Source organism: Desulfatitalea tepidiphila, from assembly GCF_001293685.1.
Taxonomy (GTDB): Bacteria; Desulfobacterota; Desulfobacteria; order Desulfobacterales; family Desulfosarcinaceae; genus Desulfatitalea; species Desulfatitalea tepidiphila.
On the sequence record NZ_BCAG01000003.1, the window covers coordinates 1,754,879 to 1,767,957 of the forward strand.

General features: G+C 55.7%; 14 protein-coding genes and 1 other RNA gene. 7 read left to right on the top strand and 8 right to left on the bottom strand.

Annotated elements, in window-relative coordinates:
• The first annotated feature begins 43 nt into the window (after positions 1-43).
• The 5 genes from yidD (at position 44) to aroQ (ending at position 4,031) form a co-directional block, all read left to right on the top strand.
• Positions 44-460 carry a membrane protein insertion efficiency factor YidD gene (yidD, locus tag DFT_RS12480; protein ID WP_054031511.1) on the top strand — a complete coding sequence of 139 codons (417 nt, stop codon included), beginning with the start codon at positions 44-46 and terminating at the stop codon, positions 458-460.
• 3 nt (positions 461-463) lie between these two features.
• Positions 464-1,426: a tetratricopeptide repeat protein gene (locus tag DFT_RS12485; RefSeq protein ID WP_054031512.1), complete on the top strand. Its 963-nt coding sequence runs from the start codon at positions 464-466 to the stop codon at positions 1,424-1,426.
• 13 nt (positions 1,427-1,439) lie between these two features.
• On the top strand, positions 1,440-2,396 hold the full coding sequence (locus tag DFT_RS12490) for a PASTA domain-containing protein (RefSeq protein ID WP_054031513.1): 957 nt from the start codon (positions 1,440-1,442) through the stop codon (positions 2,394-2,396).
• A gap of 499 nt (positions 2,397-2,895) precedes the next feature.
• On the top strand, positions 2,896-3,546 hold the full coding sequence (gene rpe, locus DFT_RS12495) for a ribulose-phosphate 3-epimerase (RefSeq protein WP_054031514.1): 651 nt from the start codon (positions 2,896-2,898) through the stop codon (positions 3,544-3,546).
• 17 nt (positions 3,547-3,563) lie between these two features.
• On the top strand, positions 3,564-4,031 hold the full coding sequence (gene aroQ, locus DFT_RS12500) for a type II 3-dehydroquinate dehydratase (RefSeq protein ID WP_054031515.1): 468 nt from the start codon (positions 3,564-3,566) through the stop codon (positions 4,029-4,031).
• 42 nt (positions 4,032-4,073) lie between these two features.
• On the opposite strand, the gene DFT_RS12505 is transcribed toward aroQ, so the two are convergent.
• Positions 4,074-4,274: a cold-shock protein gene (locus tag DFT_RS12505; RefSeq protein ID WP_054031516.1), complete on the bottom strand. Its 201-nt coding sequence runs from the start codon at positions 4,272-4,274 to the stop codon at positions 4,074-4,076.
• A 26-nt stretch (positions 4,275-4,300) separates the two neighbouring features.
• Positions 4,301-5,935 (bottom strand): thioredoxin-disulfide reductase, encoded by a 1,635-nt coding sequence (gene trxB, locus DFT_RS12510; protein ID WP_054031517.1) that lies wholly within the window; start codon positions 5,933-5,935, stop codon positions 4,301-4,303.
• A 343-nt stretch (positions 5,936-6,278) separates the two neighbouring features.
• Between trxB and DFT_RS12515 the strand changes: the two genes are divergently transcribed.
• Together DFT_RS12515 and DFT_RS12520 are read left to right on the top strand one after the other, a co-directional pair.
• Positions 6,279-7,283, top strand: coding sequence for a gluconeogenesis factor YvcK family protein (locus tag DFT_RS12515; RefSeq protein WP_054031518.1), 1,005 nt, complete (start codon positions 6,279-6,281; stop codon positions 7,281-7,283).
• On the top strand, positions 7,283-7,831 hold the full coding sequence (locus DFT_RS12520) for a TIGR00725 family protein (RefSeq protein WP_083453474.1): 549 nt from the start codon (positions 7,283-7,285) through the stop codon (positions 7,829-7,831). The genes DFT_RS12515 and DFT_RS12520 overlap by 1 nt, the downstream gene beginning before the upstream one ends.
• Here the strand turns inward: DFT_RS12520 and ispD are convergent.
• The 6 genes from ispD to DFT_RS12550 all read right to left on the bottom strand — a co-directional run bounded on the left by ispD (position 7,779) and on the right by DFT_RS12550 (position 13,028).
• Positions 7,779-8,483, bottom strand: coding sequence for a 2-C-methyl-D-erythritol 4-phosphate cytidylyltransferase (gene ispD / locus DFT_RS12525; protein WP_054031519.1), 705 nt, complete (start codon positions 8,481-8,483; stop codon positions 7,779-7,781). The genes DFT_RS12520 and ispD overlap by 53 nt on opposite strands.
• On the bottom strand, positions 8,480-9,802 hold the full coding sequence (locus DFT_RS12530) for an HPr family phosphocarrier protein (protein WP_054031520.1): 1,323 nt from the start codon (positions 9,800-9,802) through the stop codon (positions 8,480-8,482). The genes ispD and DFT_RS12530 overlap by 4 nt, the downstream gene beginning before the upstream one ends.
• Entirely contained in the window at positions 9,803-10,993 is a 1,191-nt protein-coding gene (locus DFT_RS12535) for a SufB/SufD family protein (RefSeq protein WP_054031521.1), read from the bottom strand.
• Complete coding sequence (locus DFT_RS12540) at positions 10,969-11,745, bottom strand: ABC transporter ATP-binding protein (protein WP_054031522.1); 777 nt, start codon at positions 11,743-11,745, stop codon at positions 10,969-10,971. Before DFT_RS12540 ends, DFT_RS12535 begins: the two co-directional genes overlap by 25 nt.
• Positions 11,746-11,871: 126 nt before the next feature.
• Positions 11,872-12,247: RNase P RNA component class A (gene rnpB / locus DFT_RS17140), an RNA gene on the bottom strand.
• 31 nt (positions 12,248-12,278) lie between these two features.
• Entirely contained in the window at positions 12,279-13,028 is a 750-nt protein-coding gene (locus DFT_RS12550) for a zinc ribbon domain-containing protein (protein ID WP_161807144.1), read from the bottom strand.
• Positions 13,029-13,079 lie beyond the last annotated feature (51 nt).

Below are 13,079 nucleotides of genomic sequence, written 5' to 3' on the forward strand. Positions count from 1 at the left end.
GCTTTGTACTTTACTTCAAACCATGATGAAAATGAGACGTTTCATGACACCCCCGCACCCATCGCTGCCGCGCATCACCGGATGGATCGTCTTTTTGCTGGCCGCCGCGTGCGGCCTGCCGCCCCTGCTTCTGGCCGATGGGATTTTTGACCCGCCCAAGCGGCAAACCGGTTCGATCCCTGGAAACGAACGGCCGGCTGCGGTCACACCCATCGGCCTTTACCAGAGGATTATCTCCAGAGCCGACGGAGACCGCTGCCCCATGTATCCCAGCTGCTCCCACTATGCGAAAGAGGCCTTTGCGAAGGAAGGTCTTTTGATCGGATGGATCCTGACCTGCGACCGGCTTTTGCGCTGCGGCCGGGACGAGACACGGTTGGCGGCCAAAGTGACCCAAAACGGCACGGTTTCCAGTTATGACCCACTATACGCCAACACCTTCTGGTGGGATGAGCCTTAAAAGATGCCGATCAAGCCGCCATTTCCTGTCGATCTGTGCTTGAGGCAGTGCCTGTGGATCGTTTTCTCCACTTGCCTGACCGTGTCCATCTCGTGTGCCGATGCGATCGTGATCGACGCCGAGCAGCAATATCGTTATGCCGAAAAGCTTTACGAGGAGCAGCAGTATCGGCGCGCGGCCGAGGAATTTGACCGCTTCACCCACTTTTTCCCCACTCATCCCGACCGGCGCACAGCTGGGTTCAAAGCCGGCACATCTCTTTTCCAAGCGGGCGACAGCGACACAGCCTTGCGACGGTTCAATCAACTGACCCAGGTGGATCCGCTGGATGACATCGCCGTCGAATCCTTCTTCATGATGACCGAATGCCATCTTTATCGTAAGGAACATGGCCGCGCGATACTGCAGATGCACAACCTGATCGCGCTATCCGACCATCCCCAGGTGAAGGATCGTGCCTTGGCGCGAATGGGCTGGATTCATGTCGACCAGATGGAATGGGAAGAGGCCAGAGGGGCATTCCGCCGCATGTCGGCCGCAGCACGCGCGGACACCCGGATGGAACGATTGGACAGCGGCCTCGAACAGGCTTCCCGCATTCCCCGAAAAAACCCTTCGCTTGCCGGTATGCTCTCTGTTATTCCCGGTGCGGGTCAACTCTACACGGAACGATACGAAGACGCCCTTATGGCATTTTTGGTCAATGGCGCGCTGATGTGGGCCGCATATGAATCGTTCGACCAGGACCTCAATGCCCTCGGTGGGCTGCTGTCGTTTGTCAGTCTCGGATTCTACGCGAGCAATATCTACGGGGCCATGTCAGGTGCCCATAAGTACAATCTCCGGCAGAAGCAACGTTATGCCGACCAACTCCGGCAGGACTATCTGGATGGCCTTCCTTCTGACCCCTTAACGCAAGGCCGATCCGGCGACCGATTTATTCTGGCCTTTCGCATTCCTTTCTGAAGGATAACGCCTGGTGTTGAAACGATTGATGACCTTCTCGATTCTGGTCCTTTTGTTCATCATGGCGGCCGGCATCGGCACCTATCTGACCGTAAATTTGCTTATTCGCAGTGAAAATGTGGTCGTGGTCCCCGATCTGGAAGGCAAGGAGGTGGTCTATGCGCTGGAAATTCTCAGCGATCTCAAACTCAACACCAAGGTAAAAGCCTCGCAATACGACCCCATAGTGCCCAAGCATCATGTGATTGCACAAGATCCGGAGCCAGGTACCGAAATCAAACAGGGACGGGACGTGCGACTTGTCATTTCAAGAGGCGCCCAGGCCGTGGTGCTGCCCAATCTGACCGGCATGAGTGTGGCCCAGGCCCGCATCCTTCTGGCCGAAAACGATTTGGGCATCGGCCATTTGAGCCACACCAGCGATGCTATCAGACCCAAAGAAGAGATCCTGGCCCAATCCCCGCCCGGCGGCGCGACCCGGTTGCGAGGAAGCGACATTGACCTGCTGATCAGTGCCGGGCCGCCTCCAACGACGATCACTATGGCCGACTTGCAGGGGTTGACCTTGAACCAGGCCATCGCCGTTCTGGAGTCCCACCATCTGCTGACCGGCCAGATCCGCTACCTTAGGGACCCGTCCAAACCCGACGACATGGTGGTGGCCCATCATCCCAAGTCTGGATATCCAGTGAATACCGGCACCAGCGTCGATCTGTCGGTCAACCAGCAAAGCGGCTACGCCACTGGGGAACAACGGGATGGCGTCGTCCTCTTCCGGCATCGGGCGCCCAACGGTTTCTTGAGACAGCATGTCCGCATTATTGTCGTGCGTCTGCTGTCCACGATCGAGATGTTCAACGGATTCGTCCGCCCCGGACGCGACGTCTGGCTTTTAATACCGTACGATCAACCCATGACGATCCTGCGTTACGTGGATGATGAACTGGTGGAGACACAACGTTACCAGTGAGGCATCAATTCTATCGGAGTGTGATTCATCCTGAAGGGCATCCTTTCCAGGCATGGTTTGTTAACAAAAATTCACATGGCAACGGTATTGGCAGGCCCGGGTGGGGCAGGTGGCCAGGGCCACGTACGCCAGCGGTCAATAGTGCCGGTTGAATGCAAACGGCGGACAAGCGGCCCAGACTGTTTGAGCACAGCGAGTTTCTGGGCCGCCCGCCGTGCATTTTACCGGCACTTGACCGCTGGCGTGTGGCATCGGCCACCTGTTCCACCCGGGACGAGTTTAATGAATAGTATTTAGTTGGAATCGGGGCCAAAGAGGCATAGTCATGACATCGGGTTGGGAGCGAGTTCCATTTGCCATTTGACAATCGGCGGTCTGTGCGGCAATAAAATGCGGCCAGGATAGCCTGAAAGACCATCCAGAAGCGCCACACTTCTTTTTGTGAGGATGCTGGCGGGATGGCATGTCTGACATCATCTGCATAAAGGAGATTTCGTAAATGCCTTTGATCGCCCCATCCATTCTGTCAGCGGATTTTTCGAAACTTGGCGCGGAAGTTCAAGCTGTGGAGGCGGCAGGCGCCGACTGGATTCATATCGATGTCATGGATGGCCATTTTGTTCCCAATATCACCATGGGCCCCCTCGTCGTCGAAGCGGTCCGGCGCTCCACGGCCCTGCCGCTGGATGTGCATTTGATGATCGAAAACCCGGATCAATATGTGGCCGAATTCTCAAAGGCGGGGGCCGATTACATTTCCGTTCAGGTGGAGACCTGCACGCACCTGCACCGAACCCTCCATCTCATCAAAGAGCACAGCGTGAAGGCAGGCGCCGTGCTGAATCCGGCCACGCCCCTGACGGCGCTGGACTGGGTACTCGACGATCTGGATCTGGTGCTGGTGATGAGCGTCAATCCTGGCTTCGGTGGGCAGAAATTTATTGCCAGCAGCCTCGAAAAAATTCGCGCCCTGCGCCGGCTGATCGATGAAAACCACCTGAAAACGTTGATTCAAGTCGATGGGGGCGTAAACCGCGGAACGGTCGGCGACATCACCCGGGCCGGGGCAGACGTGCTGGTCGCCGGATCGGCCATATTCGGCAGCGATGATTACCAGGCCACCATCGCCGAGTTGAAAGCTGCACACTAAAGTGAAGGACTACAGTCATGAACACCCCGAATAGCGGCCATCAGGTCCTGGTCATCCACGGTCCCAATCTGAATATGCTCGGCTTGCGAGAGCCCGGCATTTACGGGTCCACCCGGCTCGATGAAATAGATGCCCAGCTAAAAGCGCTGGGCAGACAATGGGGAATTACCGTCCATTGCTTTCAGTCCAACCACGAGGGGGCCATCGTGGATCGGATCCAATCGGCCGCCACCATCATGGGTGGCCTGATCATCAATCCGGCTGCCTACACCCATACCAGCATCGCCATACGCGACGCGCTGTTGCTGCTGCCGATCCCGATCATCGAGGTGCATCTGTCCAATATTCACAAAAGAGAGCCGTTCCGACGCCATTCCTTTGTCTCTGATGTAGCTACCGGACAGATCGTAGGCCTCGGTGTAAACGGGTACTATCTGGCGTTGCGCGCGATTGCCGATATCATCGGCGCAACTGCCAGCACTTGACGGCGGCGTAAGAAGCCCAAAATTAAACACCGGATCATGCAGCTATAACTTGCGCACTTTTTCCGCTTCCGGACCCCGTTTGGTCATGGCAATTTCAAACAGAACCTTGTCGCCTCGCCGAAGCGTACGAAATCCTTCCATTTCTATGGACCTGTGATGGACGAAAAACTGATCCCCTTCGTCCGTCTCGATAAATCCGTATCCCTGCTCCTCGTTAAAAGAGCGAACGATTCCAACTGCCATGCCCCCAATCCTCGCTGCACATGGGTTTAAGACGCCTTGTCCTGCTTCCAGTAGGGATTGATGATATCTTCAAAAATCGTCATGGCCGCCGCTGCCCCCTGTCCCGTGGCGGTAACGATCTGTTTGTATCCGCCCTCGACATCACCGGCCGAGTAGATGCCGGGGACATTGGTCCGATGAAAGGCATCGTGCCGAATATAACCATCCTCGTTCAACTCGATACCGATTTTCTTCGCCAAAGCAACGGCCGGCTGATAACCGATGGCAATAAAGACGCCGTCCACGGCCATCTCCGTCGTTTCTCCGGTCTGGGAGTTAAACAGCGTCACCCGTTCAACCCGTTCTTTTCCGTCGATGGCCTTTACTTCCGTATTCCATATCACGGGAATATCGTTCTGAGGCAATTGATTGGCCAGCACATCCTGCGCCCTCAGCTTGTCTCGCCGGTGTACCAGGGTCACTTGAACGCCCATATGCTTCAGGTAAAGTGCTTCGGTCACCGCCGAATTGCCGCCGCCGACCATGATGACCTTGCGTCCCTTGAACAGGGGGCCGTCGCACGTGGCACAATAACTGACGCCACGACCCGAGAAGCGCTGTTCGCCCGTTACGCCCAGATGTCGATGGGTGGCGCCGGTCGCCAGAAGAATGGTCTTGGTCCGGAAAGTGCGTCGCGTGGTCGCCACTTCCATGATCTCGCCCGGTTTGATGTCCAGCACCTCTTCGCCCTGAAAAATCTGGACATACTGCAGGGCATGGCTGACCATGATGTCGACCAGCGTTTTACCGCCCACCTGGGCAAATCCGGGATAGTTTTCCACCACCGGGGTCAGCGCCACCTGGCCGCCCAGCGCTTCCCTTTCGACCACCGCAGTCTTCAACCCGCTGCGAACGGTATAGATGCCGGCCGTCAAGCCAGCCGGCCCCCCGCCCACGATGAGAACGTCGACATCCACCACCTTGGCCGTGCTTTCGGGTATGAAAATCGTTTGAGGTTCCAGCTTCAACAGAGATGAGAGAAACACCTCCTCCTGCTGGGCGCCCTGGCCGATCAGCACATCATTGGCATAGGCCTGGGGAACGCTGTGCGCCTCGTACTGTTCAGCCAGATCAGGACGACATTGAATATCGATAATTTCAAGGGCAATCATGTCCGGGCGTTCGATGGCCGCCTTCAGTCCATTGACCGCCTGCTGAGGACAATAGGGACATGTCGGGCTGACGAAGATCTTGACGGTTCGCGGGGTGTCCAACCTTCGGATCACCTGAAGCGATTGATCGCTCAAATCGCTCTTGCCCATGCCCACCAGCAGCATGGCCTCGAGAAAAGATCGTCCCTCTTCTCCCATGGGTGCCCCCATCCATCGGATATTGTATCGCTCCGGATCGATTAAAAGTGTCGGCGAACTGTCCACTTTCCATTTCCGGGCCATTTCGTGATCCAGATAATACTCCTTGATCTTGATTTTATCGGTCAGCTCGCGAAATGCGCGAACCACTTGGCGGCAGGCGTCCACATAGACGTCGTCTCTGCCTTTTTGCACAAAAAGGAAGAGCGGGATCTCGTTGGGAAGTGACGCAAAGGTCTGTTGCAGTTGACGGATAAAGGCTTGTTGCGTATTGCGATTCGCTTCGCCGGTTTGATTCGTTCCTGGGGCCATGCTCGAACTCCTTCCTTTTTTCAATACCTTATCGAAATTCAAACGGCCATAAGATGGGATGCCGCAACGCCGTTGTCAACTCCTGGGTACAAAACCCGGAGCAATGGCGGTCGATCATGTGCCCGGGTTTTCTTGAAGGTCAAGAGAGACATTTTTGATCTCTTTTTGATTTGTGGATCTTGATATTCTTCGCCACCGTTGCTAATCAATTAAAGTTAGCGAATGGCGAAACAATCCGTCAAGACGGAATATCGCCCGCAGCTGAAAATTTCCCGAGACTGCGGCACAATGGCTTGAAACCCAATGGTTTGATACCCAATGGATCAAAAATAGATCGTCCAAGATGCCAGACATAAAAATCACCCACCCCCAGCGGATTGTCACCATCGGCGGCGGCAGTGGCCAATTCGCCCTCCTTTCCGCACTGCGTGACATGGAGGGCATTTCGATCACCGCCGTGGTTTCGATGATGGACAGCGGTGGCAGCACCGGACGACTTCGTGACGAACTCGGCACCCTGCCGCCGGGAGACATTCTGAAGTGTATCGTCGCCCTTTCGCCCCACCAATCGTTTTCCAGAGCCATTCTACAGAAACGCTTTCAGAAAGACCGCCGTCTCAAGGGGCATAATGCGGGCAATATGCTGTTGACCATGCTATCGCGGTATACAGGCAGCTTTCCCAGCGGCGTAGCGGCCCTTTCGGAAATACTCGATGCCCAAGGCACCATCCTGCCCGTGACCACCGACCAAGCCACCCTCGTGGCCGAGTTGACCGATGGCCAGCGGATTTTCGGCGAGCAGGCCATCGACGTGCCGCGCGGACACCAGCGGGAGAAAATATGTGATGTATTTCTGGTGCCGCACCACACCGACACCATACACGTCCATCCCCCGGTGGTATCGGCAATTGCCGCCGCAGACTACGTGGTCATCGGTCCGGGCGACCTGTTCACCAGCATCATCCCCAATCTCATCGTTCCAGGGGTGGCTGAAGCACTCCGCAAGGCCTCCGCAAAGCTCATCTACATCATCAACATCATGACCAAATATGGTGAGACCCACAATTTCAACGCCAGGGATTTTGTCGAACGTCTGGAGAATTACATCGGCAAAAGCGTCGATGGCATCGTCTACAATACCAGCAGGCCCGAAGATGCCACCTGTGAAGCCTATCGGACTCAGAAATCGGATTATGTCACCCTGGACCGGCACGATCCCTTCTGGCATCGACGCGTGCTCTACGAGGCGGATTTGCTGGACAGCGACGGCAAGGTGGTGCGACACGATTCGCGCAAATTGGCCGGCATGTTTGCATCGATCTTTTTTCCCGGAAAGGATGGCGCCTGATGCCCGCCATCCGATCAGTAGCAACGGGCACATCCAAGCGGCCGTTCATCGTCGGGGTGATGGGCGGCGCCCAGGCGGATGAAGCCGCGATGCGCACGGCCTATCGTCTGGGCGAATTGATTGCCGGACGCGGCTGGGTATTGCTCAACGGCGGTCGCAATGCAGGGGTCATGGACGCCTCTGCAAGAGGAGCGGCCGAGCATGGCGGGTTGACCATCGGTATTCTACCGGATGCCACCCCCGACCAGGCGAGCGCCTATGTCCGGGTGCCGATCTGCACCGGCATGGGCAGCGCGCGCAATTCGATCAACGTGTTGAGCAGCGATGTCGTCGTAGCCTGCCCGGGCGGCGCAGGCACGCTCTCGGAAATTGCGCTGGCCCTCAAGCACGGCAAATCGGTCATCACCATTGGCTATGACGCAAGGCCCTGCTTCGGCAACGACGATTACGCGCATCGGTTGTTCGAAGCTGCCAGTGCAGAAGAGGCCGTCGCAATTATTGAAAAGCGTTTTTCCCTGACTGAAGAAGAATCCATTCGGCTCGGTTGAGATCGTCCGGTGTGGTGATTTTAATGTTGTGGACGTCGCCGGTGATGGTGTGAACGTCGTATCCCAGCCGCTCCACAAGGCTGGCGTCGTCGGTCGCTTGCCACCCCTTTTCAAGCGCCATCTGATGTGCAGTCTGGATCAATTGCAAGTCAAATGCCTGGGGGGTCTGGATGGACCGCAGGGTATCCCGCGGCAAGGTGCCGCGGATGATGCCGGAATCGTCGATCTGTTTGATGGTGTCCGTCACCTCAACTGCCGGTATGCACGCCCGCCAACGTTTTGCCCCCGATATGCAGGCCGCGATCAGTCGGCCGGAAACGAAGGGCCGCACGCCGTCATGAATCAGTACAATGGCGTATTCCCCGTTTCCGATGGCTTTAAGTCCATTGTAAACGGAGTCCTGCCGGCTCACGCCTCCCGCCACGACGGTCACACCGTGATGCAACCCGGCTTCTGCGACGATCGTATGTCTGCAAAATTCAATCTCCGCTTCGGGAACCGCCAGAACGATATCGTCGATTTGCCGGCATCCATCGAATGCCTTCAAGGTCCACTGAAGAACGGGACGGCCGCCTATTTCCATGTACTGCTTTCGCCGGGCGCCGCCCATGCGCTTCCCCTGCCCGGCGGCCACGATCAAAGCGGTAATCATCGCAGGTATTTCAACTCTTTGGGCAGCGGGACGCCCTTTCCCATGGTATCCTCTCCGTAATTGGCGGCGGCCAGCACCTCGATGTCTTTCAGCGCCCTGACATCGCCTTCGAAGGCGACCCGGGTGATGTTTTCCTTTTGTATCTTTCCGCCGGCCCATTGGATGTCCAGTACACTGCTGGCATCGAAGCGATCATCGCCGATGACCAGTTCGACCTGGCCGCCGTAGTATTGGACGATCTTGGCCACCAACAGGCTCGGGCGGCTGTGAAACCCGAGCTGCATGGGAATACTCACTTCAATCCGACCGCGCTCGATGTTTTCATTCAAGATTTGGTGGGCCACTTCCTTGCCGGTGCCCAGATAGTGGCAGGCATAGTAAAGACCGTAGTTCACCGTGACCTTGAGCAAGTCATCCGGGTCGACCAACGAGGAGAGCCGATCCTGTACCTGTTTGTAAATGTTCTTATATCCGGCATGATGCAAATGGCGTTCATAGAAATGCAGCAGGCGCCCCATCATCTGAAGCAGATGGAAGACGACCGAAAAATAGCTCCGCAGCTGTTTCAGCTTCCGGTCTCCAAAACGAAAACCACCGTGAATAACATAGGTGTCGAAAGAGGACTGCAAATTGTGAACGACCATTTCAAACCGGCGTACTTCGACTTCATTCACTTTCGCCGGTACAAGATTTCGGATTTCTTCGACGTTATATGGCTCATAGAAGCCCAGCTGGTCGAACCTCGAGGAGATCCCCAGAAATTCACTGGCGATATTGACGATGTGCTTCTTTTGTACGTCTTTGGCCTGGTCTTCGATGCTGTAGGGAAGCATTTCGGTCGTGGTCGTTCCCGGAAAATCCTCGGGACCGAACCTGCTTTCGGGGATGGGGATATTCAGCTGTCGGGCCTCATCGATGATGACCGGCGCCAATTTCATGAGAGATGCATTTAAAAAAGCCGATCCCTGATGCCCGCTGGCGCGAAATTCCTCGCTTTCCGGCAGATCGTAAAAAATGAGCCGATTGGCGATGTGTTTTTGGGAATAGGCCCCCAGGCTGAGGTGCCTGACGGCTGCGGCCAATTCGCGATAAAAGTACCATTCCGCGCTGTTTTTGGCCCCGTGAAAATCCAAAAAATCCTCCAACACCTGGGACGTGGAGATCAGCTCGGAGTAGAGTTTTTTGGTAAATACATAGCCGGGCAGAGACCCACTGGACAGATAGATGCAGCATTTCAAATAATCGTGCGAAAAGAGACGCACCTTTTCGGCAAAAGAGATCTCACAATAATTACTATCGTCGTTGTATTGCGTTTCCATTTACATCATATCTTTTTGGGTCTCATTGATGATCTTGTCGATGTTCTGTCTCAAACCGGGCGGCAATCCTTCGATATCCACATTCATAAATCCGCGCACGATCATGGATATGGCCTCTTCCTCGTTGACCCCCCGCGCCATCAGGTATTCGATGTCGCCCCGGTCGATTTTGCCGACGGCGGCCTCGTGGGACATTTCCACGCCCGGCACATAACCGCGCAACTCGGGAATGGCGTGCATCAATCCCTCTTTGAGGATGAGGCCCTTGCACTCCAAATGGGCTTTGATGCCCGGCGCTTTGCCCACCAGTTCTCCCCTGGCCACAATCGTGCCGCCGGCTGCAATAGCGCGTGAAATGATCTCCGCACGCGTCCCTGGGGCACTCAATATGACGCGGGACCCGACATCCATGAGGCACCCCTTGTTGGCCACCAGCACACTGTTGAAACGCGCCACGGCACCCTCTCCGGCCAAATGGGTGACGGGATTCATCTGCAAGGACCCCACCGGTTTGAGGGAGATATAGTTGGAGACAAATTCTCCTCCGGCTTCGACATGCACATGGGTCCTGGGCCGGACATTGACCTTCTCCCCCCACTCGTGGATCATGGTGAAATGGAGTTTTGCCCCCTTTTTGACATAGAACTCGGACACGCCCACATGCAAACCGGATAGTAAATGCGCAGAACTGGCACAGCCCGTAATGACCTGCAGGTAGGAACCCTCTTCGGCAATAACCACGTTATGCACATTCTGGGAAAACCGCTCTTTGGCGATGTAAAGGCAGGACTGGACGGGGTCCTTGACCTGGGCGCCTGGTTCTGTTCGGATAAAATAACCCTCATGTGGTGCGGATTTGGCACGGCTGGTAAAGGCATCTTTACCCGGATCAATGTACCGCCACAGGTAATCGGCCAACCAGGAGTGTTTGGACAGTGCCTTTGAGATGGACATGACCTCAACGCCTTCCTGGCGCGCATGCGAGTGAATGACCGACATGTCTTTTTGGATAAATGTCCCGGCACGTCCGATTTCGGCTGTATCGATGCCTACATCGAGAAACCGGCTGGCATCCTCGGCCTGGATTTGATCCAAACTCTCCACATAGGCATGCGTCTCCGCTTCCACGTCATATTGGTTGACATCCACATCGGCCGGATTTTTCTCTATGTCAGCATTTCCATTTGACATCGAACACACTCCTCGTAACCGTATTCCCCGATCCATTTGAGAATTTCGCGGGCGTTGCGGGTGCAACACAAAACGCCGTTGTATAAGACCTGCCCTTTGTCTGCAGTAATATAATCCAATATGTGACCGGTATGGGTGATGATCAAGGCAGATTTGCTACGCTCGGCGATGGTGGCGCGGTGGGATTTCCCCTTCATGTATGTAACGCCCCGATGTAACAATGAATTAATCGTCTCTCCGATCAACGCCATGTTTTCCAGATCCACGCCTGATTCCGGTTCATCCAGCAGGACAAGGTCCGGATCCTGGGCCTTGAGCTGCAGCAGCTCGCTACGCTTGATCTCTCCGCCGGAAAACTTGTGGTTGACATCCCGATCCAGAAAACTCGAAAAGTTTACTTCCGCCGCTAACCGTTCGATATCGATCGTGCGGCCGCTCTGTTTGGCGCATACGTTGACCAGGTCCCGAGTTTTCAGTCCATTGATCGTCGGCGGCCGTTGGACCGATACCCCGATGCCCATGCGCGCTCTTTCGTCTATGGGCATATGGGTGATGTCCACCCCCTTGAACACGATTCTGCCATGGGTCACCATATAACCGGAAAACCCCATGATGGTCATCATCAGGCTGGTTTTACCGGACCCATTGGGACCGAAAAGGAGATGGGTCTCACCCTCGGGAATCTCCATATTCACATTGCTCAGTATTCTTTTTCCCCCGACTTCGACCTGCAGTTCTTCTATGAGTAACATGGGATCACCTCTTACCCACTCCACTGGTTTGCCGATCCCTCTTCCGAGGCATTGGCATCCCCTGGTTTTCCTGGCCCTGCGCCGATCAGTATCGCAGACTCCAGGTTATCGATGGCATTAAGAAAGGGCCGGAGCAGGCCATAAGCCGAATTCTGTCTCCCGGGGCGGTTACCCGCCATCGGGATGGCGATCATTCATCTGGGATGGCGGTTACCCGCCACCTCGAGCGACCTACCCGGAAACTTGGACGGGCCGTCCTCAAGCGTTCCCCTATTTGGTCTTGCACCGGGTGGGGTTTACCTAGCTTCCCCGGTCACCCGGAGAACTGGTGCGCTCTTACCGCACCGTTTCACCCTTACCCCGCCGAGGCGGGGCGGTTTGCTTTCTGTTGCACTTGCCTTCGCGTCGCCGCGACTCCACGTTATGGAGCACCCTGCCCTGTGGTGTTCGGACTTTCCTCCGGCATGGTGTTACCCACGCCAGCGATCGCCCGGCCTGCTCCGGCCGCATTTCCTCCTCTTCTCAAAAAGAGATCAATCATCCTCTATGATCTCTGTCGGGTCTATCATTGCCGCTGGGTAGATCAATCGCTGGCACACCGGGCACATCTCCAGGCTGTTCATCCGCATCAGTTCGATGTACGCCTGGGGTGGAAGATTCATTCGGCATACCTGACATACCCCATCAACGACCGCTGCAACCGCGACCCCATGACCTTGTTGGAGGGCCCGATTGTATATCTTCTGCATTTTTGCATCCAGCGAGGCCCAAACGGTATGACGCCTTTCATCGAGCGCATCGAACACGCTGCGGTGACTGTCCGCTTCGGCACGAATGGAGGCCTGATTCTCCTCGATCTCTTTCTGCATGTCGACCAAATCGGCCTTGAGAACGGCCACCTGTTTCTCGGCCGCTTCGATGGCCTCCAACGCCGTCAGCATCTGATCCTGAACAATGGACGCTTTAAGCTTCAAATCGTCGATCTCTTTGAGCGTGCTCTGGTATTCCTTGTTGGTTTTGACTGCATGCAGCTTTTGTTCGCTCTTTAAAACAGACGATTCGATGGTTTTCAGCTCGGACTCGTCCCGGCGGTATTGTTTCCTCAGATCTTCCAGGTGGCGCAACCCGTCGTCGACCTGTGCCTCGAACGACACGAGTTGCCGGCCCAGTGAATCCACCCGCTCCGACACTCCCGACAAGAACTTTTCGATAGATGCCCGTTGGGTGTCTATCCGTTGCAGGGCAGCCAATATGGCGAGACTCTCTTTAATGCTTGTGGTCATCATCATGTCTCTTTCACTGAAGCCTTCACAACCAGGCTCGTGGGCAAGTGC